The organism is Vibrio sp. Vb1980, assembly GCF_033338615.1.
In the GTDB taxonomy this organism is placed as follows: Bacteria; Pseudomonadota; Gammaproteobacteria; order Enterobacterales; family Vibrionaceae; genus Vibrio; species Vibrio alginolyticus.
The window spans coordinates 247,081-267,690 of record NZ_JAWOSZ010000006.1 but is presented as its reverse complement, the minus strand read 5'-3'; the positions used below and the strand labels follow the sequence as shown (position 1 = coordinate 267,690).

The 20,610-nt window shown below is 44.6% G+C and carries 18 protein-coding genes; 12 read left to right on the top strand and 6 right to left on the bottom strand.

Annotation, left to right across the window (positions count from 1 at the left end; translation table 11 throughout):
• The first annotated feature begins 360 nt into the window (after positions 1 to 360).
• The 10 genes from ccmA to R7F64_RS12555 all read left to right on the top strand — a co-directional run bounded on the left by ccmA (position 361) and on the right by R7F64_RS12555 (position 8,416).
• Positions 361 to 978 (top strand): cytochrome c biogenesis heme-transporting ATPase CcmA, encoded by a 618-nt coding sequence (gene ccmA / locus R7F64_RS12600; protein ID WP_005380511.1) that lies wholly within the window; start codon positions 361 to 363, stop codon positions 976 to 978.
• Between the two features lies 1 nt (position 979).
• Complete coding sequence (gene ccmB, locus R7F64_RS12595) at positions 980 to 1,648, top strand: heme exporter protein CcmB (protein ID WP_005380512.1); 669 nt, start codon at positions 980 to 982, stop codon at positions 1,646 to 1,648.
• 109 nt (positions 1,649 to 1,757) lie between these two features.
• Positions 1,758 to 2,501, top strand: coding sequence for a heme ABC transporter permease (locus R7F64_RS12590; protein ID WP_005380513.1), 744 nt, complete (start codon positions 1,758 to 1,760; stop codon positions 2,499 to 2,501).
• 11 nt (positions 2,502 to 2,512) lie between these two features.
• Positions 2,513 to 2,719 carry a heme exporter protein CcmD gene (ccmD, locus tag R7F64_RS12585; protein ID WP_005380515.1) on the top strand — a complete coding sequence of 69 codons (207 nt, stop codon included), beginning with the start codon at positions 2,513 to 2,515 and terminating at the stop codon, positions 2,717 to 2,719.
• Positions 2,716 to 3,201 carry a cytochrome c maturation protein CcmE gene (gene ccmE, locus R7F64_RS12580; protein ID WP_318071742.1) on the top strand — a complete coding sequence of 162 codons (486 nt, stop codon included), beginning with the start codon at positions 2,716 to 2,718 and terminating at the stop codon, positions 3,199 to 3,201. Before ccmD ends, ccmE begins: the two co-directional genes overlap by 4 nt.
• The gene (locus R7F64_RS12575; RefSeq protein WP_318071741.1) at positions 3,198 to 5,174 is read left to right on the top strand and encodes a heme lyase CcmF/NrfE family subunit; all 1,977 of its coding nucleotides are present in this window, start codon (positions 3,198 to 3,200) and stop codon (positions 5,172 to 5,174) included. The genes ccmE and R7F64_RS12575 overlap by 4 nt, the downstream gene beginning before the upstream one ends.
• A gap of 1 nt (position 5,175) precedes the next feature.
• Positions 5,176 to 5,730 carry a DsbE family thiol:disulfide interchange protein gene (locus tag R7F64_RS12570; protein ID WP_005380518.1) on the top strand — a complete coding sequence of 185 codons (555 nt, stop codon included), beginning with the start codon at positions 5,176 to 5,178 and terminating at the stop codon, positions 5,728 to 5,730.
• Positions 5,727 to 6,212: a cytochrome c-type biogenesis protein gene (locus R7F64_RS12565; protein ID WP_005380519.1), complete on the top strand. Its 486-nt coding sequence runs from the start codon at positions 5,727 to 5,729 to the stop codon at positions 6,210 to 6,212. Before R7F64_RS12570 ends, R7F64_RS12565 begins: the two co-directional genes overlap by 4 nt.
• Positions 6,212 to 7,426 carry a c-type cytochrome biogenesis protein CcmI gene (ccmI, locus tag R7F64_RS12560; RefSeq protein WP_033907114.1) on the top strand — a complete coding sequence of 405 codons (1,215 nt, stop codon included), beginning with the start codon at positions 6,212 to 6,214 and terminating at the stop codon, positions 7,424 to 7,426. The genes R7F64_RS12565 and ccmI overlap by 1 nt, the downstream gene beginning before the upstream one ends.
• Before the next feature lie 216 nt (positions 7,427 to 7,642).
• Positions 7,643 to 8,416 (top strand): VacJ family lipoprotein, encoded by a 774-nt coding sequence (locus R7F64_RS12555; protein WP_318071740.1) that lies wholly within the window; start codon positions 7,643 to 7,645, stop codon positions 8,414 to 8,416.
• 74 nt (positions 8,417 to 8,490) lie between these two features.
• On the opposite strand, the gene R7F64_RS12550 is transcribed toward R7F64_RS12555, so the two are convergent.
• The 4 genes from R7F64_RS12550 to R7F64_RS12535 all read right to left on the bottom strand — a co-directional run bounded on the left by R7F64_RS12550 (position 8,491) and on the right by R7F64_RS12535 (position 12,973).
• Positions 8,491 to 9,807 (bottom strand): outer membrane protein transport protein, encoded by a 1,317-nt coding sequence (locus R7F64_RS12550; RefSeq protein WP_047104363.1) that lies wholly within the window; start codon positions 9,805 to 9,807, stop codon positions 8,491 to 8,493.
• A gap of 309 nt (positions 9,808 to 10,116) precedes the next feature.
• The gene (locus tag R7F64_RS12545; RefSeq protein ID WP_318071739.1) at positions 10,117 to 11,376 is read right to left on the bottom strand and encodes an outer membrane protein transport protein; all 1,260 of its coding nucleotides are present in this window, start codon (positions 11,374 to 11,376) and stop codon (positions 10,117 to 10,119) included.
• 297 nt (positions 11,377 to 11,673) lie between these two features.
• Positions 11,674 to 12,405: a DUF3379 domain-containing protein gene (locus tag R7F64_RS12540; protein WP_033907380.1), complete on the bottom strand. Its 732-nt coding sequence runs from the start codon at positions 12,403 to 12,405 to the stop codon at positions 11,674 to 11,676.
• Positions 12,398 to 12,973: a sigma-70 family RNA polymerase sigma factor gene (locus R7F64_RS12535; RefSeq protein ID WP_033907378.1), complete on the bottom strand. Its 576-nt coding sequence runs from the start codon at positions 12,971 to 12,973 to the stop codon at positions 12,398 to 12,400. The genes R7F64_RS12540 and R7F64_RS12535 overlap by 8 nt, the downstream gene beginning before the upstream one ends.
• Before the next feature lie 720 nt (positions 12,974 to 13,693).
• On the opposite strand from R7F64_RS12535, the gene fadI reads away from it, so the two are divergent.
• Positions 13,694 to 15,001, top strand: coding sequence for an acetyl-CoA C-acyltransferase FadI (gene fadI, locus R7F64_RS12530; protein WP_054575365.1), 1,308 nt, complete (start codon positions 13,694 to 13,696; stop codon positions 14,999 to 15,001).
• Positions 15,001 to 17,112 (top strand): fatty acid oxidation complex subunit alpha FadJ, encoded by a 2,112-nt coding sequence (gene fadJ, locus R7F64_RS12525; RefSeq protein WP_005384446.1) that lies wholly within the window; start codon positions 15,001 to 15,003, stop codon positions 17,110 to 17,112. The genes fadI and fadJ overlap by 1 nt, the downstream gene beginning before the upstream one ends.
• 62 nt (positions 17,113 to 17,174) lie before the next feature.
• Here fadJ and R7F64_RS12520 read toward each other — a convergent pair whose 3' ends face one another.
• Together R7F64_RS12520 and R7F64_RS12515 are read right to left on the bottom strand one after the other, a co-directional pair.
• Positions 17,175 to 17,429 (bottom strand): CG2 omega domain protein, encoded by a 255-nt coding sequence (locus tag R7F64_RS12520; RefSeq protein WP_065274741.1) that lies wholly within the window; start codon positions 17,427 to 17,429, stop codon positions 17,175 to 17,177.
• A 166-nt stretch (positions 17,430 to 17,595) separates the two neighbouring features.
• Positions 17,596 to 20,373: an insulinase family protein gene (locus tag R7F64_RS12515; protein ID WP_213896714.1), complete on the bottom strand. Its 2,778-nt coding sequence runs from the start codon at positions 20,371 to 20,373 to the stop codon at positions 17,596 to 17,598.
• Positions 20,374 to 20,610 lie beyond the last annotated feature (237 nt).

Genomic DNA, 20,610 nt, shown 5'->3' with positions numbered 1-20,610 from the left:
AGTTCTTTTAGTTGTTGATTTCATAACACTCTCCAATTTTGGGGGTGGAAAGTGTCAACCTTATTTAGGACGGCACAATCAAGCGAAAAAAAGAGGCGTTATTACGCCTCTTTTTTGTTTTTAGCTGCTAATGCTCTTCTTAAATACAACCCTAGATAACCTTCAGTCGATCTTGCTCTTAGTTCTGGCCTCTCAAATTCAAAATGAGCGCTTATAACTACTTATAGTTAATTTTATTAAAGTGTGATGATTAATTAACAAAAATACATGAACTTACATGTAACCTAGCCCTCTTATCCTGTTTTGTCATAACTAAGCTGTGCTAATATAGCGGCTCGTTCATTTTTTAGTTGAAGCTCTATGTTAGAAGTGTCTAACCTGACAGCAATCCGTGATGAAAGGGTTCTGTTTGAAAACCTGCAGTTTGAAATTAAGCCTGGTGAATTGGTCCAGATCGAAGGGCGTAATGGTACTGGTAAAACTACATTGCTACGGATTGTGACAGGGTTAGGTGATAGAGAAGAAGGTGTCATTAAATGGAAAGGCGAAGAGGTTGAAAAATCTCGTGATGTTTTCCATCAAGATCTGCTTTTCTTAGGACATCAAACAGGAGTGAAACGAGAGCTTACCGCATTAGAAAACTTACGTTTTTATCAATCTATTCAAAATAATCGCTCTTCAGACGAAGAAATCTTTATCGCTTTGACTCAAGTAGGATTAGCTGGTAGAGAAGATGTGCCTGTAGCACAACTTTCCGCAGGTCAGCAACGACGAGTCGCATTGGCAAGGTTATGGCTCAGTAAGCAAATTTTATGGATCTTAGATGAGCCGTTGACTGCCATTGATAAGCAAGGTGTCAAGGTGCTTGAATCTTTGTTCGCAAGTCATGCTGATAATGGCGGTATTGTTGTGTTGACGACGCATCAAGATATGTTTGCGGACAGCCCGAAACTTAGAAAAATAAAGCTGGGTGACTGATATGATTTCCTCGATGACCACCATCATTCGTCGTGAGCTCCTAATCGCATTTCGCCGTCAGGCAGACATTCTGAACCCGCTGTGGTTCTTTATTATTGTCATTACTCTCTTTCCTCTGAGTATTGGACCAGAGCCTAATTTGTTAGCACGTATTGCAGCGGGCATCGTTTGGGTTGCCGCATTGCTGTCCGCCTTATTATCATTAGAGCGTCTATTTCGTGATGATTTTCAAGACGGTGCACTAGAACAAATGATGCTAATGCCGATTCCATTGCAACTTGTAGTGGTTTCAAAGGTCATAGCACATTGGTTGTTAACAGGGTTACCTCTGATTTTAATTAGCCCATTATTGGCGGTTTTACTTTCGCTCGACTTCAATACTTGGCTATCGGTTGTATTAACCTTGATGATCGGTACACCAACACTAAGTTTTATTGGCGCCATTGGTGTGGCGTTGACTGTTGGGTTGCAAAAGGGTGGCGTTCTTTTGAGTTTGCTTATTCTTCCGCTCTACATCCCAATTTTGATTTTCGCAACATCGGCAATTGATGCTGCCGCACTCGGTATGGCGTATAACGGTCAACTAGCGATTTTAGGTGCGATGCTAATGGGGGCGATGACATTAACGCCTTTTGCCATCAGTGCCGCATTGCGAGTTAGTGTTAACTAACTCAATAAAGTGCCAATGAAGCGGCGCTTGATCAAAGAATTATTATTAAAGCACTGCTACGGTCTCAACCCTTTAGACAGTGTCCCTGAAGTAAGAGTGAGAACAAAACATGTGGAAATGGCTACATCCTTATGCCAAGCCAGAAGCAGCTTATCGTTTGAGTGGTAAGTTTCTGCCTTGGTTTTCTGTATTGGCCCTCGTATGCTTATCGGTTGGTACGGTTTGGGGGCTTGCATTTGCGCCTTCAGATTACCAACAAGGTGACAGTTTCCGAATCATCTACATTCATGTCCCATCAGCTATTTGGTCTATGGGCGTTTATATGTCGATGGCGATCGCTGCATTTATTGGCCTAGTATGGCAAGTTCGCCTATCTGATATGGCGGCACTTGCGATGGCTCCGATTGGTGCAGTATTTACTTTTATTGCTCTACTTACAGGTGCTGTTTGGGGCAAGCCTATGTGGGGCACTTGGTGGGTATGGGATGCCCGTCTTACATCTGAATTGATTCTGCTATTTCTCTACCTTGGTGTGATTGCGCTCTACCATGCGTTTGACGATCAAAAAACCGCTGCAAAAGCCGCTGGTATCTTAGCGATCGTAGGCGTAGTAAACCTACCTATCATTCACTTTTCCGTGGAATGGTGGAACACGCTTCATCAAGGTGCGACGATCACGAAATTTGAGCAACCTTCTATTTCATCCGACATGCTTTGGCCGTTATTGCTGAACATCTTTGGCTTTGCGTTCTTCTTTGGTGCCGTGACGATGGTCCGTTTTCGTAACGAAATCATCAGTAAAGAAAGTCACCGCCCTTGGGTGCGCAAACTCGCAACAGAACAAACTCAGTGAGGTAACTGATTATGCATTTTGAATCTCTGAGCGACTTTTTTGCCATGGGTGGCTACGCATCATACGTATGGAGTGCGTTTGGTATTACTTTCTTATCCATGCTGATTCTTCTGATCACTAGCCTTCGCCGCGGTGATGCATTATTGAAAGAAGTGAAAGCAAAAATTGACCGTCAAGCTCGTATCGACGCAGCGAAGAACATGGAGAACACCTTATGAACCCGAGACGTAAAAAGAGGCTAGGTATTGTACTAGCGATCTTTATCGGTATTAGTGCCACCATTGGTTTGATACTTTATGCGCTTAACCAAAATATGGACCTTTTCTACACTCCAACGGAATTGGTTAATGGTAAGCCAGATGGCACCAAGCCAGAAGTAGGCCAGCGTCTGCGTATCGGTGGAATGGTGGTTGTGGGCTCAGTTCGTCGAGATCCTAATTCTTTGAAAGTGAGTTTTGACCTGCACGATGTCGGTCCGAAAGTGACGATTACCTATGACGGTATTCTTCCTGACTTGTTCCGTGAAGGGCAGGGTATTGTTGCTCAAGGTGTACTGACAGATGCCACGACAGTTGAGGCATTTGAGGTCCTAGCGAAGCACGATGAAGAATACATGCCACCAGAAATTGCAGAAGCGATGAAGAAAACGCATGAACCGCTTCAATACAGCACCGAACAGAAACAAGGAAGCGGCCAATGATTGCTGAAATCGGTCACTTTGCTCTCATTCTTTCGCTTGCAATGGCAGTGCTGTTGAGCGTATTGCCATTGTGGGGAGCATCGAATAATAACACCATGCTCATGAACACAGCGCGACCGCTATCTTGGTCTATGTTCCTGATGCTGTTGTTCTCTTTCGCCATTTTATGTTGGGGATTTTATACCAACGACTTCACGTTACAGTATGTAGCGAGCAACTCGAATAGTCAGCTTCCTTGGTACTACCGTTTAACCGCAGTATGGGGTGCACACGAAGGTTCACTGTTGCTATGGGTGTTAATCCAAGCTGCTTGGACTGTCGCTGTAGCGACGTTTAGTCGTGGTATGCCGCAAGAGTCGGTTGCACGTGTACTTGCTGTTATGGGCATGATCTCAGTGGGTTTCCTACTGTTTATCATCCTAACGTCAAATCCATTCCTACGTACGTTACCGTTCTTCCCGGTTGACGGACGTGACTTGAACCCTTTGCTTCAAGACCCTGGTTTAATTGTTCACCCGCCAATGCTTTACATGGGCTATGTTGGTTTCTCGGTTGCGTTCTCTTTTGCGATCGCATCCCTAATGACTGGACGCCTTGACACGGCTTGGGCTCGTTGGTCTCGTCCTTGGACAACCGCTGCATGGGTATTTTTAACACTTGGTATCGCACTAGGTTCTTGGTGGGCTTACTACGAACTTGGCTGGGGTGGCTGGTGGTTCTGGGACCCAGTAGAAAACGCATCATTCATGCCTTGGTTAGCGGGTACCGCATTAATGCACTCTCTTGCCGTGACAGAAAAACGCGGCACATTTAAAGCGTGGACGGTACTATTGGCAATCTCTGCATTTTCGTTGAGTTTGTTGGGCACCTTCTTAGTCCGTTCCGGTATTTTAGTATCGGTGCACGCGTTCGCGTCTGACCCGTCGCGCGGTATGTTTATTCTAGGCTTCCTCGTTTTCGTTATCGGTGGCTCTTTATTGCTGTTTGCCGTAAAAGGGGCAGCAGTGCGTGTACGAGGTAACTTCGACTTAGTCTCACGTGAAAATGCGCTCTTAGCCAACAACGTATTACTTATCGCCGCTCTTGTTGTGGTGTTAGTGGGGACACTGTTGCCGCTCGTACACAAGCAGCTTGGTTTGGGGTCGGTTTCTATCGGTGCGCCATTCTTTGACATGCTGTTTGCGTGGTTAATGATGCCATTCGCTTTCCTGCTTGGTATTGGTCCTCTTATTCGTTGGAAGCGAGACAATTTATCTAAACTTGTGAAACCAATGCTCGTTTCAGGTGTGCTTGCTTTCGCCTTGGCCGCGCTATGCGTGTACCTGTTTGCCGATTTCTTCTCAACCATGGCTTACATTGGTTGGGTGATGGCGATTTGGATTATTGCGATGCATGGCTTTGAACTGTACGAGCGCGCAACGCACCGTCATAGCTTTAGTGAAGGTGTTCGCAAGCTGCAACGTAGCCACTGGGCAATGGTGTTGGGTCATGTTGGTCTGGCGGTATCTGTTATCGGTATTGCGATGGTACAGAACTACAGCATCGAGCGTGATGTACGTTTAGCACCTGGCGAACACTTCCAAATTCAAGGCTATGATTTCTACTTCTCAGGCTTGCGTGATAAAGATGGTCCAAACTACGATGGCTACATCGCAGACTTTGAGATCACACACGATGGCAAATACGTGAATACGCTTCACGCAGAGAAGCGCTTCTACCGTACGGCTAAGTCTATGATGACTGAAGCAGCCATTGACCGTGGTATTAGCCGCGACTTATACATTGCAATGGGTGAACGTTTAGACGACAACCGATCTTGGGCTGTTCGTATTTACTATAAACCGTTCGTTCGTTGGATTTGGGCTGGCTCTTTGATTATGGCATTAGGCGGCGCACTAGCGATTTCTGATAAACGCTACCGCTTCCGTAAATCGCCGAAGAAAAATGCGAAGTCAAAAGAGCAGGAGGCATAACATGAATAAGAAAATCTTATTTATTCCGCTTGTCGCTTTCATGATTCTAGCGGGCATTTTCGCAACCCAATTAATGCGTAACCAAGAGGGCGATGATCCAACTAAATTGGAGTCGGTTTTGGTTGGCAAGCCAGTTCCTGAATTTCATTTAGAAGACCTGGCTGAGCCTGGAAAACAGTACGACCAATCAATTTTTAAAGGTGAACCGTTGCTCTTGAACGTTTGGGCAACGTGGTGCCCAACGTGTTATGCAGAGCATAAATACCTAAACGAATTGGCGGGTAAGGGCGTTAAGATCATCGGTATGAATTACAAAGATGATCGCAATAAAGCAATAGGTTGGCTGAATGATCTCGGCAACCCGTACTTGATCAGCCTATTTGATGGCAGTGGTATGCTTGGCCTTGACCTTGGCGTTTATGGTGCTCCAGAAACATTCATTATTGATGCAAATGGTGTGATTCGCTATCGCCATGTAGGGGATGTAAACCCACGTAATTGGTCAGAAACACTGGAGCCGCTTTACAACAAATTGGTTGAGGAGGCGAAGCAATGAGAAAGCTAATTCTTGCCGTTTTTGCTGCGATGACATTATCTCTTGCTGCTCATGCGGCCATTGAAGTGTACGAGTTTGATAATTTGGAACAAGAACAGCAGTTCAAAGAGTTAAGCCATACGCTCCGTTGCCCTAAATGTCAGAACAACACGATCTCGGATTCTAACGCTGAACTTGCTCAGGACTTACGCCATAAGGTGTACGAAATGACCAAAGAAGGTAAGTCCAAAGATGAGATTGTTGATTACATGATCGCCCGTTACGGTAACTTCGTGACTTACAACCCACCATTTACGGTCGCGACTGCGATTTTGTGGCTAGGGCCACTCGCTGTAGTACTGGGTGGTTTTGGTTTGATTGTGCTGCGTAGCCGTAAATCTAAAGTTAAGGCAAAAGCGAGCAGTGACGAGCAATGGGATGAGCAAAAAGAAGCTCGTTTAAAAGCATTGCTTGAAGAAGAGAACAACGGAGATAAGAAGTAATGACACTATTTTGGATTTCCACCGTTGCTCTCACGCTTATTGCTTGTGCGCTGGTGGCTTTGCCGCTGCTTAAACAAAAAGCGAACAATGATGATGTGTTACGCGATGAGCTCAACAAGGCATTTTATAAAGACCGACTATCTGAGCTTGCAGAAGAAACTGACGAAGGTCTGGTTGAAAGTGAAGACGAACTGATTTCTGATCTAAAGCAATCACTGCTTGACGATATCCCTGGTGATAGAGCGCAAAAAGAAACCAAGGTTTCTCCAATCGCAGTTTTAGTTCCATCGGTAATTCTGACGGTGGTGCTGAGCTATGGTTTGTATTATAAATTTGGCGCGTCAGACGATATTGTTCAATGGCAAGAAGTGTCTGCAAATCTACCTGAGTTATCGAAAAAGCTGATGTCGGCTTCTTCTGAGCCGCTGAGTGACGATGAAATGGCGGATTTGACCCTTGCCCTTCGAACTCGCTTACATTACCAGCCGGAAGATTCGACAGGTTGGTTACTGCTAGGTCGTATTGCGTTAGCAAATCGTGATGTCACCACAGCTATCGATGCGATGGAAAAATCATACCGCCTAGAGCCCAAAGATCCTGATGTGATGTTGGGTTATGCACAAGCTCTGATGCTGTCTCAAGAGGAAATGGATCAAGCGACGGCTCGCTCATTACTCGGCAAGCTGATGCAGCAAGACTATGTCGATCTGCGTGTGTTTTCTTTGTTAGCGTTCGATGCGTTTGAGCGTCAAGACTTCCCGGCAGCCATCAAGTACTGGGGAATCATGCAGCAAATGATTGGTCCAGAAGATAGCCGCTACGAGATGTTGTCACGCAGTATTGAGAGTGCTCGTAAGCAAATGGGCGAAGCGGTTTTACCGGATAAGAGTGTAGCTGTGACAATTAATGTGGCACCAAATGCTCAGTTGGATCCAAACGCAGTTCTGATTGTGTCAGTACATCGTTCAGATGGCTCTCCAATGCCTGTGGCTGCTGCTCGTTATCCGCTAGGTACTTTCCCTCGCACAGTCGTATTAGATGATGGCAATGCCATGATGCAAGGGCAAAAGTTATCTTCACTCGATAAGCTAATCGTCCGTGTGCGTGTAGATTCTGACGGTAACGTAGCAACGCGTGATCAAGATTGGCACGGAGAAAGTGACGTCGTTGAATTTGGCGCACCAGTAGAAGTGACCATTGATCAGCAGTATTAATTGTTAACATCTGTCTCTGAAACATGACAACGAGGTAGAGTCAGTTGCCTTTGGTGGTATGACTCTAAACGATCGAGTAGAATACCGAAGGCCAGCGATTGCTGGCCTTTATTTATTCCCATATCTGAGTCATCTTTACTATGTATCCTGCTCAACATACGTACAATGGTTAATCGGGGTGACTTAGGTACATTAATAGTCGTTATGGAAAATAAAATGTATAACAAGGGTAAATCTACCTTCTTGTTGCTGTTAGCCGTTGGACTGGTTGGCTGTTCAAGTGCGCCTGATGAAGCAGTAACAGGACAAGAAACAAATCAAACGACTTCTGATGTGTATGACCCGTTGGAAGGCTTTAACCGAACCATGTGGGAACTCAACTACGAATATTTAGATCCGTATTTGGTTCGTCCTGTATCACTTGCGTATGTAGAATACACGCCAGTTCCTATTCGTTCTGGTATCGCTAACTTCTTATCGAACTTAGATGAGCCAGCAAGCATGGTTAATAACTTAATCATGGGTAATGGTACGAAAGCCGTGGACCACTTTAACCGTTTTTGGATTAACTCGACGTTCGGTATTTTCGGTTTATTCGATATTGCAAGTGCCGCGGGTATTACGAAGTACGACGAGAAAGCGTTCAGTGATGCAGTAGGCCACTATGGTGTTGGAAATGGTCCTTACTTCATGGTTCCAGGTTATGGTCCGTATACCTTACGTGAAGTGACAGATACCGTAGATAGTACGTATTTACCCCTCTCTTATCTCAACTTCTGGGCGAGTTTGGGAAAGTGGGCGTTTGAAGGAATGGAGAAGCGTGCTTTATTAGTACCGCAAGAAGCGCAGCTAGACTCGTCGCCGGATCCATATATTCTAACTCGCGATGTTTATATCCAGCGTCAAAACTTTAAAGCAGAAGTTGAAACGGTAGAAGAATTTAACATCGAAGAAGAAGAGTATTTAGATGAATATCTAGAAGACTTTTAAGCGTTGTTCTTCACAATAGAGAAATGAAAAAAGGCTTAGCTGATGCTAAGCCTTTTTTGTATTTTGCAGCTTGGTTAGAAACGGTAGTTTGCTTGAACACCGATTAGCCAAACATTACCCGTAGTTTCGCCTACAAATTGGCCACCGACTTGTTCTGCAGTGTCGTCTGACTTGTAACCACGAGACTCAACGATTGGTGCGTCTTTCGCAAAAATATAGGTGAAGCCAGCGTCTAGGCTGAAGTCTTTCGTCCAATCGTACGTTGCGCCAATACTTAGCCAAGTGCGGTCAGTTTCTGGAATAGTGATCGTACGGTTTTTGTCGCTTACCGCTGAAGTATCGTATGCAATACCAGTGCGTAGCGCTAGCTTAGGATCAAGCTGGTAAGTGGCACCAACAGCAAAGCGATAGTTGTCTTCCCAGTTTTCTACTTTAACCATATGCGTGCCAGCAGTATCTAGACGTGCTTCCAATTTCTCGAAAGAGCTCCAATCCGTCCAGTTAACGCTTGCGTGTAATGCAAGTTGGTCTGTTACTTGGTGGAAGCTTGCCAACTCAGCTGTTGCAGGCAGGTTTAGATACATGTAGCCGTTGTCGCGTTCAGAAGTACCGAAGCCAAAACCAAGACCTTCAGCATGGCCTTCAAGCTTCAGTTCAACTTCAGATTTGTACGCGAATCCGATACGGTTATTTTCATTGATCTGCCATGCTGTACCAACTTGCCAGCCCCAAGCGGTATCGTCACCTTCCATGTATTTTAGAGCGGTACCTTGAGGAACACTGATTGGTTGATTAGTTTCAGGGTTTAACCCTACAACGTTATTCTTAGGAGCTGCTGCGCCAAAGCTGCCTTCGCCGATGATGTAACGGATACCACCACCAACGCTGATCGATTCATTGACTTTGTAAGCTGCGTTTAAGTTCGCTTCCATTGTCGTTACGCTTGCTTCATTACCGAAGTGCGAGGCACCAAAGCCTTTACCTAAATCGGTTTCCATGCCGTAGTTGGTGCCAAATGCCAAACCAATCGCGAATTTCTCATTATATTGGTGTGATAGGTAGAAGTTTGGAATGATTGCATCATGTGCGAAGTCATCTGAAGATGCAGAAGAAGTGCTACCGTGGAAGTTTACATCACCTTCAATATCAATATTTGGGTTCACATAGATTGCACCAACGGACACTTGAGTGCCTTCCAAATAAGTTAGCATTGCTGGGTTACGCCATTGTGCACTTGCGTTGTCAGCCATTGCAGCTTCACCAGCATATGCTCGACCTAGGCCTGTTGCAGAATATTCAGCAAGTTGGAAACCTGCTGCGTTAGCCATGCCCGTTGTGCCAAGTAGGCTTAATGCCACTGCTGTTGATAGAAGAGTCTTGTTGGTTTTCATTCGAATGTTCGCTGATTTGTTTATAACGTGGGACGAAAGTTTAAAGGTAGAGTTTTTACTTTAGAAATGAAAATCCAGCGTAAGTGGTCATTTGGAATATTATCCTTTAAAATGTTATTTGTGCGGTTTAATAATCTAACTGTGAAAGGCTTGTAAACGGAATTCAGCGAACAGCTGTGCGTCCTAATTGTGAGATTTAGATACACGTGTTCACTCAAATTGAGTGGGCAATAAATCGCAGATATGAAAAAAGGCTGGAAATCCAGCCTTTTATATAAAGTATTTTTCTACTAACTAACAGCGAAGCGTTTAGAAGCTACGGCTGTATTGTAAGCCGAATAGAATTGCATCAGCATGAGTTGTTGCTGTTACACCGGTAGAAAGACCAGGAGCTAATTGAGTATTCTCATTAACTTTTACATCTTCACCTAACAAGTACGTGAAGCCAAAATCGATGTTTGAGCTATTATCAATATGGTAAGAGAAACCTGTGGAGAACCACTGGCGATCCGAGTCTGGTACCGAGATAGACGTTACTTTATCTTGAGCGCTTGTGTCGTACATGTAACCAGCACGAAGTGTCCAGTTGTTGTTTAGGTAGTAAGTACCACCAATTGCGTAGTGCCAGCCATCTTGCCATTGATAGTCTTTCGAGTAACCACCTTTAAGTAAACCCTGATTTAGGTTCTCAAAATCAATTTGGTCGAAATCTTTCCAGCCGATGTATTGGATGCTGTAGTGTACAGCAAATTTAGTGTCTTGGATTTTGTGGAAACCGGAAAACTCGGCCATATCTGGTAGAGGTAGCGTGATTTCCTGACCTTTGTCGTCTTTCGCCGTAAATTCAGGGCTGTAACGATACGCTAGACCAAAACGGTTGTTTTCATCTAGTTCGTACACAGTACCTACGTTAAAACCAACAGCCCAACCATCAGCTTTATCTACGTCCAGAATTTTTTGACCGCCAACCCTTGGGACTGAAGAGCTAGTTGTACGCTTCATTGTGCCTTGGCCGTAGATTAAATCTAAACCAGCACCAAAGCTCCATTGTTCGTTTAAACGGTAAGAACCCGCCAATCCAAAGTTGAAGCTTTTTACATCCGTAAGACCACCGTACTCGGTTGCGGTGTAGTTATCTGAAAATTCAGTTTTAGTGCCGAAATTAGAGTATGCGTTTACGCCCCATGCAAACTTGTCATTTACTGGAACGATTAGGTGAATGTTTGGAGCTATTGACGTATCACCCACATCATCAGTATCAGCAACATTTACAGTACTGGAGCCCAAAGGAGTATTAACGTTATATTTCGCATCTTTCACTTCAATCATTGAAGTAATGCTTTCGAAGCCTAACGAAAGTTCCATTTTATCAAATAGAGCCATTGCTGCTGGGTTACGAGCCATTACCGCGGCGTTATCTGCGATTACTGCATCACCAGCAAATGCACGGCCGATGCCAGTTGCTGATTGAGCGTTGATTTGGAAACCCGCTGCCATCGATTGACCTGAGGCAAAAGCTACCGTTACTGCTAGGAGAGTCTTTTTAAACAGACGCGTGTTCTGAGTCATTTGTTTTTCCTTATTAGATTCGTCTCTTTGGACGATAAATTGAGCTTTTGCTCAGTGGCGCAGATAGTAGTATCAATAGTTGCTTGGACAAATCCGACCATTGGATAAAATTGAATAAAAATTGCAGAAATGATGTCTAAAAGACGGGAAATTGCACTTAAAATGCATAATTTAGAGTTTAAGCTCTAAATGCGATAGGGATGGTGAATGTTTTGTGTTCTATTTATACAAAAATGCCGCTAAATAAGATCATTTAGCGGCATTTAACCTTTTGAAGGCTGGAAATCGTCGAAGTTGTTACATCGGCTTAATCATTGATGCAAGAGTCGTAGCGAGCGCATCAATATTTTCACCTTCTTCCCCGACTAAAATCAGGCTTGAACTCCCGACGGGCTGAACGATTCCGGTCATGCCATCCTTACTAAAGTCGGTACTTTGTTCGCTTGGAATACCAGTAATAAATAACGTTACTTTACCTTTTGGACCTTGGAACACCATATGCACCGCATTGGATTCGCCAAAACCGCAGTGGTTTAGGTAGTAAACGTGATATGGAAAGTTTTCACTAAACTGGTAATGAAATGGCGACATTTTCGCATTAATTTGCGAGCTCGGTACATCCTCATCAAGATGACGAACAAACGGTTCTTCATGAATAACGTGTTTCATCGCGGTATCCGCTAAACTGGCTTGTGCTGGAGACACCAAAACATTTCCCCAGTTTACTTGGCCAACTAATAACCCTGCGGTGAACGCAATAGAAGCGGCAAGTGCCATTGCTTTGCGGACAAAGTTTGGTCTTACGACCTTCTCTTCATCAAGTGCACTCGACGTCTGGCTAAATAAAATCTTATCTGCGAGATCTTCGGGTACATCCACATTCATGGCTTGTTTAATTTTTACATCGAGATCCAAAACGTCATCAACAAACTTATTGTTGGCGTCGCTACCAGCTAAAGCTTGCAGAATCTCTTCATCCTTTTGTTTTGGATCCGACAAAATACGACGACGAAATTCTAAATCATCCATTCTTTTGTCCTCTCTTGGTATCTTGAGAATCCAACATCTCTTTAAGTTGATTACGAGCGCGAAATAGTCGAGTCATCACTGTGTTTTTATTTAAATCAAGAATGTCACCAATTTCTTCTCCACTGAAACCACCAACAACTTGGAGAAATAAAGGCTCACGGTATTCAACATCGAGCTTCATGATCTGTGCCTGCAGCCATTCTTGCTGATGATGTGGTTCATCGCTGACTTTAGCATCATTGCCGTAATCATCGATATCAACTAAATCAAATTGTTTACGTTCGAAGCGGCGCGCGTTTTCTCGTCTCAATATTGTGATGAGCCAAGACTTGGCAGCTTTTTCGTCTTGGAGGCTATCGAGTGACTTCCAAGCTCTAAGACAGGTTTCCTGAACTAGATCTTCCGCGACCGCTTTATCTTTGCACAACCAATATGCGTAGCGGTACAAGTCACGATGATACCCTCGGACGAGCGCTTCGTATTTTCTTTGCTTGTCCATATCAGAGTTGACCGGACTGTTGGAATTTTTCTTTCCAAACATTTTTAATATGGCCACAGGAGCCTCCATCCTCGCTCTGTGAGTTTCTTATTTGTTCTGAGCATGACTTTACTTGCTTTATCGCTTAGCGGTTTTGGTTGCAGGATTTGTCATGCAACCCCTTTGACACAATAAGCCATGTGGTTACCTAAAAGTGTATACGCAAATGTCAGATATCATCGAACACGAATTGATATATATTGTTAACAATATCATCATTAGTAATCAATGGCTTGGATAAGTTCACTAGATGGAGCATTAAAAGGGACTTCTGATGGTGGATTCTTGAATTGTTTTGAATCAATAATCGCTTTAGGTGAGCTTAAAACTCGTAAAATCACTATAAAATTGATCTATTTCAAAATATCAAGCAGTGAAGGGGTTATAGTACACCTTGTCATCTCGTTAGTCATTGCGACTAACATGTTGAGCAAGATGACACTTCCTTTTGAAGGCTGACTTTACTTTCTCCTAATCAGGAAACTGATTACTTTTCAATTGGCGTAAGTTAATTGTTTTATAGATATTCCGACCACACAGTTATGTGTGGTTTTTTTTTGCTTCGATTTTACTTTCCGTATACCTCTTACCGTTTTAACTCTCTATAGTTAACCATTAGTAATCGCATAAGAATCAAAGAAGTAGAGTAATTGAACTACTTGCTTCACGTTTATTTAAACGCACGTTTGATAAATTTAACAAATTCATTACAATGCATCAGGTCAGACCTCTTGTATTTAAGGAGAAACAATGGGCAAGCAGGAAGTAAAAACACGCAATGGTGAGCGTGTCGCTATTGTCGCGGGGCTTCGAACTCCCTTTGCTCGTCAAAGCACGGAATTTAGCCAAGTGCCAGCGGTCGATTTAGGGAAAATGGTAGTAAGCGAAATGCTTGCTCGAACAGATATTGATCCGAAGCTAATCGAACAAGTGGTATTTGGACAAGTAGTACAAATGCCTGAAGCGCCAAACATCGCACGAGAAATCGTGTTAGGCACCGGTATGAACATCCATACTGATGCTTACAGTGTGACTCGAGCGTGTGCGACGAGTTTTCAAGCGGCGGTTAATGTCGCAGAAAGCATCATGGCGGGAACCATCGATATTGGTATTGCTGGCGGTGCAGACTCTTCTTCCGTCCTGCCTATTGGCGTATCAAAGAAATTGGCTTCTAATCTGCTTGCTCTTAGTAAGACAAAAACAATGGGTCAGAAGCTTAGTATCCTCAAAAACTTGAGCTTTAAAGATCTGATGCCAGTGCCACCAGCAGTAGCAGAGTACTCTACGGGTTTATCCATGGGACAAACTGCAGAGCAAATGGCTAAAACACATGGTATTTCTCGCGCAGAACAGGATGCGCTTGCACATCGTTCTCATACGCTGGCTTCTCAAGCTTGGAAAGAAGGAAAAATCCAAGATGAAGTGATGACGGCTTTCCCTGAACCATACAAAAAGTGGATTTCGGAAGACAACAATATCCGTCATGACTCAACGGTTGAGGGATACGCGAAATTGCGACCTGCGTTTGATCGTCAGTATGGCAGTGTTACGGCTGCGAACAGTACGCCATTGACTGATGGTGGTGCGGCAGTGATGTTGATGCGAGAAGGTAAAGCGAAAGAGCTCGGAATGGAGATTCTTGGTTACATCCGAGGTTATGCATTCTCTGCTATCGGCGTGGAAAAGGACATGCTGATGGGGCCGACTTATGCCACAGCGAAAGTGCTTGAAAATACAGGCTTGGAACTGTCAGACCTGACGTTGATCGACATGCACGAGGCCTTTGCTGCTCAAGCATTGGCGAATGTGAAGATGTTTGCTTCCGATAAGTTTGCTCAAGAAAACCTTGGTCGCTCAAAAGCGATTGGTGAAATTGACATGGATAAGTTCAACGTGCTTGGCGGATCAATTGCTTATGGTCACCCATTTGCTGCGACTGGTGCGCGTATGATGACGCAAACCCTACGAGAGCTAAAACGCCGTGGCGGTGGTATTGCATTGAATACCGCATGTGCTGCTGGTGGTCTTGGTGCGGCAATGATTCTGGAGGTTGAGTAATGAGCGAGCAAAAAGCATTTAGTCTAAAGGTTGATGAGCAAAATATTGCTTGGTTAGCCATCGATGTTCCTAATGAAAAAATGAATACGCTGCAGGCGGCTTTTGCTGACGAAATGAAAGAAATTTTTGCTCAGCTAAAAGACTCCAGTGGTATTAAAGGGATGATCATCCACTCCCTAAAACCGGACAATTTTGTTGCGGGTGCTGATGTTCGAATGCTAGAAGCATGCACCACAGCAAGTGAAGCGGAAGCCTTAGCAAGGCAAGGTCAGGAGTTGTTCCAGCAGCTATCGGACTTACCTTATCCTGTCGTTGCGGCTATTCATGGCCCATGTTTGGGCGGTGGTTTAGAACTGGCTCTTGCATGTGATTATCGTGTTTGTACGGATTCTGACAAAACGCGTTTAGGTCTGCCAGAAGTACAACTTGGTTTATTGCCAGGTTCTGGTGGTACTCAGCGTCTGCCACGTTTGATTGGCCTGTTACCGTCGTTGGACTTGATCCTGACGGGTAAACAACTTCGTGCGAAGAAAGCTAAAAAATTGGGCGTTGTGGACGCCTGTGTGCCTGACACCATTTTGCTCGACGTAGCAAAACAGTTTATCGACAAAGGTAAAAACAAGGGCACGAAAAAGCTATCGACGAAAGAAAAGGTGATGTCTGGTAGCGGGCTAGGGCGCAAGTTTGTATTTGAGCAAGCTGCGAAGAAAACGAATCAAAAAACTCGCGGTAACTATCCAGCAACGGTTGCAATTCTAGAAGTTATTCAACATGGCTTAGAGAAAGGCTTCGCTAAAGGCCAAGAACTTGAAGCGAAGCGCTTTGGTGAGCTTGTGATGAGCTCAGAGTCAAAAGCGCTCCGTTCGATCTTCTTTGCCACAACAGAAATGAAGAAAGAAAATGGCACGGATGCGAAACCAGCACCAGTTCATAAAGTTGGTGTGCTTGGTGGTGGTCTGATGGGCGCCGGAATCAGCCATGTGTCTGTTGCAAAAGCAAAAGTACCTGTTCGCATCAAAGACGTTAGCAACGATGGCGTTTTAAATGCGCTCAACTACAACTACAAGTTATTTGAGAAACAGCGCAAACGTCGCATTCTATCCAAGGCCGATCTGCAAGCGAAAATGCTGCAACTGTCTGGTGGTGTCGATTTTACCAGTTTTAATCATATTGATGTCGTAATTGAAGCCGTTTTTGAAGACTTAGATCTTAAGCAAAAAATGGTGGCGGACATTGAAGCAAACGCTAAGACAGAAACTATCTTTGCGACCAATACTTCTTCGTTGCCTATCCACAAAATTGCAGAAAAAGCGGAGCGTCCAGAAAACGTAGTGGGTTTGCATTACTTCAGCCCGGTAGAAAAAATGCCGTTGGTGGAAGTGATTCCGCATGAAACGACGTCAGATGAAACCGTTTCAACAGTTGTTGCACTTGCTAAGAAGCAAGGTAAAACCCCGATCGTAGTGAAAGACAAAGCGGGCTTTTACGTGAACCGCATTCTTGCTCCATACATGAACGAAGCGGCGCATATTTTGTTGGCTAACGAACCGATCGAAAAGATTGATACGGCGTTGCTTGATTTTGGTTTCCCTGTTGGCCCGATTACCTTGTTGGATGAAGTTGGTGTCGACATTGGCGCGAAAATTATGCCGATCCTGGTTAATGAGTTAGGTGACCGATTCAAAGGGCCGGATGTGTTTGATATCTTGTTAAATGATGGACGTAAAGGACGCAAGAGTGGTAAGGGGTTTTACACTTACAAGGGCAAGAAGAAAGATGTCGACAAATCGGTTTACAAACTGCTTAAGCTCGACCCTGAATCTAAGCTAAGCGATAACGATATTGCGTTGCGCTGTGTGCTGCCAATGCTGAATGAAGCGGTACGTTGTTTGGATGATGGCATCATTCGCTCGCCACGTGACGGTGATATTGGCGCGATATTTGGTATTGGTTTCCCACCGTTCTTGGGTGGTCCGTTCCGTTACATGGACCAATTTGGCATTAAAGAGCTCGTAGAGAAAATGAATGAGTTTGCATCGAAGTATGGCGATCGTTACGCGCCATGTGATGGTTTGCTTACTCGAGCTGGTGAAGGGACAACGTTCTATTAAACGTTGCTTCGGTAGAGAAAAAGGCTTGCCAGTGGCAAGCCTTTTTCATAAAGAAGAAATGGTTACTTCTTCTTGTCTTTCTTATCTTTATTGTGGCCTTTACCTGGGTTGTCGTCCCCGTGAACGCTGCTGTTACCTTTTTTGTCTTTATCATTCCACTGCTTTGAAGAGCAATCATCTGATTTGATGGATACATTGTCTCCGCTAAGGCGCACACAGTCGTCACTTAATTCGAAGCCATCGCCTTTGACTGAGATTTCAGCGTAAGCAGATGCCAATGGCAGTATAAGAGCCACAAGTAAAAGTGCTTTTTTCATGATTACCTCATTAAGTTATTTTTAGTGCGGTAATTAGAGATAAGCCGCAATGGCGTAATTTCAATTTTCTGCCAATTATGGTGCCGATTCAATCTATGAGACCGACAACCTCATGGGTTTGTAGGTACATTCTAGTAATCGACAATTTTATTTCTGCGCAACTAGATCACCCCAAGCCGCAATCTTTTGGCCGAAGTTGGAACTCTTCAATCGATCCTATTTCTTGTCCTAGATGGATGCGCGGAGCCTCCGAATGCGCTTGACCTTGAGAGTGCATGATCAAACGATTTGCAGTACGAGGTTTCAATTCGTTCACAACGAAGCGAATCATGTCTGCGCGCGTCAGCTTCTTCAACTCCGCAAGTACCTTGTCACGTTGGTTAAACTCAGTGTCTTTGTTTCCTATTGCAACCCAAAGACGTTGAGCTCGTCCTCGAAGTGTGGTGTCCGGCGTTGCTATTTGGTTCCACAAGCCGCGCTTACTGCTGTGCCATTGGTAATCGTTTAACTCTAACAACACCATATAAAAGGCATTTAAAAACTCATCGATTGAGGTAACCAGCTCGGCAGGTGCTGCATTAGGTGACTGCACATACAGTACAATACCAGGGTGACGATTTAGCGGCATATTGCCAGTGCCTACCATGTAACCTAATTGCTGCTTGGTACGGATTTCGTGGAAAAACGTTGCCGACATAAGGTGATTGGCCAATGAGTATAGCGCGATACTGCGAGGCTCAATATCCTCGCACTGGTGGTAAATAACGACTGCGGAATCTTGCTGATTACAATGCACCTCACGTTGAAAACTGCCATTTTTACCTAGCATAATGAGCGGACGAAGTGCCTCTTCATAACGTTGCTCGTTAACTCTTAGAGCATCCTTTAAGGTCGTTGCCATGTCATGGGCTTGCTGGCGTTGCCAGTCTCCGTAAACAAACATTTCAACGTGCAGTTCTGCAAGAATGGATTCTACGAATACCGAGAGTTCATCGACTTCGATTTCTTCTAGCGCTTCGACTAAGGTTGCGAAAGGCGGGTTATTGGGTTGAAGTAACCCAGTAAGTGCGTTAAACAGCTGCGAAATAGGGCGATCTTGTGAAGCATTTCTCCAGTTTCGTAACAGTTGTTGTTTGATGGTTTCAAAGCGAGCAGGGCTGAAATCTCGAGAAGCAAAACGGTGCAGAATCATTTCTAGCAACTGAGGCAGCTTTTGACTGAACCCTGAGAGGGTTAAGGTCACGCCACCTTGGTGAGCGTACATATTGTAACCCATCCCTGCGATTTCTGCTTGATAGGTTTCTTTTGCTAGCGAATCGAGGAACATCTCTACACATAAGCGCGTTTTGACGATGTTCTTTGGTGATGCAACGGCATGAGAGCTGTCGATAGCGACATAAACGACACCTTTAGGCACGCGAAATTCGTCATCTTGCAAATGCCACAGCCGAAACCCTTCGAGATCCTCAATCAACTCTGGCAGCGAATCACCATTTTCGAGTGGCATGGGGTCGAGGTCGTAGCAAATATAAGGGTTCTTTTTCGGTAAGACGAATTGCCAGCTTGGGTCGATTTGTTGATAGAAACGACGTTGGCCTTCACTAAAAGGTGTGACGGAGTACGGGGTAAAGTACCATTCGGCAGTACGGTTGTATTCCAGGCCTTTAGCAATCAAAGTGACGCGTACATTATCGATGGTTAAGTATCGCAGCAATGAACGCTGTAACTCCTCATCGTAGCCCGCCATTTTGTAGTCACCATAAACCGTGTCTTCCGGTTGATAGTGCTGCATGTTGATCACCAGATGGCTGACGAGATCCATTGGGCGCGATGGCTCTTGGAAGCGGAAAGCCGATTCTAATACCGCTTGTTTTTCGAGATAGCGCCATTCATCTAACCCGTCTTGTTTGATCATCGAGAGGTATTGAAAAACCGCTTGAACGATATCATCAACATGATCTAAGCCGTTTGGCGTCAGGGTGCAGCTTACGGTAAAGTCTCGGTAGTTACTGCCACTCGCGCCGCCGCCCGCTGAGAGAGAGGTAATCCAGCCTTTTTCTTTGAGTTGAAGCATCAAACTGCCTTCTCCTTCATAACCCAACAGGTGAGCAAAGTAGGAGAGTGGCTTCACGCTATAATGCGCATCCATTCCCGGCATGGGGAATGTGAGAATCAGTTTACGGAACTCTTTGAGCGGCTCGACTTGAACCAAAATGCCCGTGCTTTCCTCAGTGCCGATCGGTACATCAATCGATTTTCCACGAAGATGGTGATTTGGGATGTCGGCAAACATGGTTTCTACCCAAGCTTGCTGTTCATCGAGCGGCTGTGGCCCAAATAGAGTCAGTGTCATCAAATCGGCGGAATACTGAGAGTGGTGAAACTCTACAATTTCGTCGCGGATGGATTTACCATCTCGGTCGCCAAGAGTATCTAAGTTTCCGACAGAGAATTTTGAAAACGGGTGCTCTGGATTGATGACTTCTTTGTTAACTTGATACAGGCGACGAGAATCATCATTAAGTTTGAGCTTGTATTCGGAGTCGACAGCCTGTCGCTCTTTGTCTAATGCTTCTTCGTTAAACAAAGGTGCGGTAAAGAATTGGCTAAATCGATCTAAGGCACTTTCAAAGGCATTTGGAGCAATATTGAAAAAGAAACAAGTGTGCTCTGTGCCCGTCCAAGCGTTGTTTGTTCCACCGTGTTGGCTAATATAGCTTTGAAACTCGCCCACTTTAGGGTATTTTTCCGTACCCAAAAAAAGCATGTGTTCTAAATAGTGTGCCAGACCTTGGCGATCGTTTGGGTCGTCGAAGTGTCCAACGTTCACTGCCAGAGCAGCTGCCGACTGTTGAGCTGTATCGGAATGAATCAGCAGTACACGCAGTTCATTGCTCAAGGTAATGTAGCGGTATTGATTTGAATCGTTAGGACTTAGATGCACGATGCGTCTCCAGATTTCGCATTACAGTAATTTAGGCTCCCCTCGCGGGGGGCGCAAAGTTTGCGTTTCGACAAATACTGCTTGCCGTATTTTTGTTATTCGTAGACTTCTGCACAGGCCCATCGCGTTTGCGTATGGGGAAGAACTGTTTGAGTGAATGCTCTGAACTCATTGCACAGTTAAATAGTGTGATGAACTGAGTACATTCTTTTAATAGATTGTTAAGAAAGTCGCTAT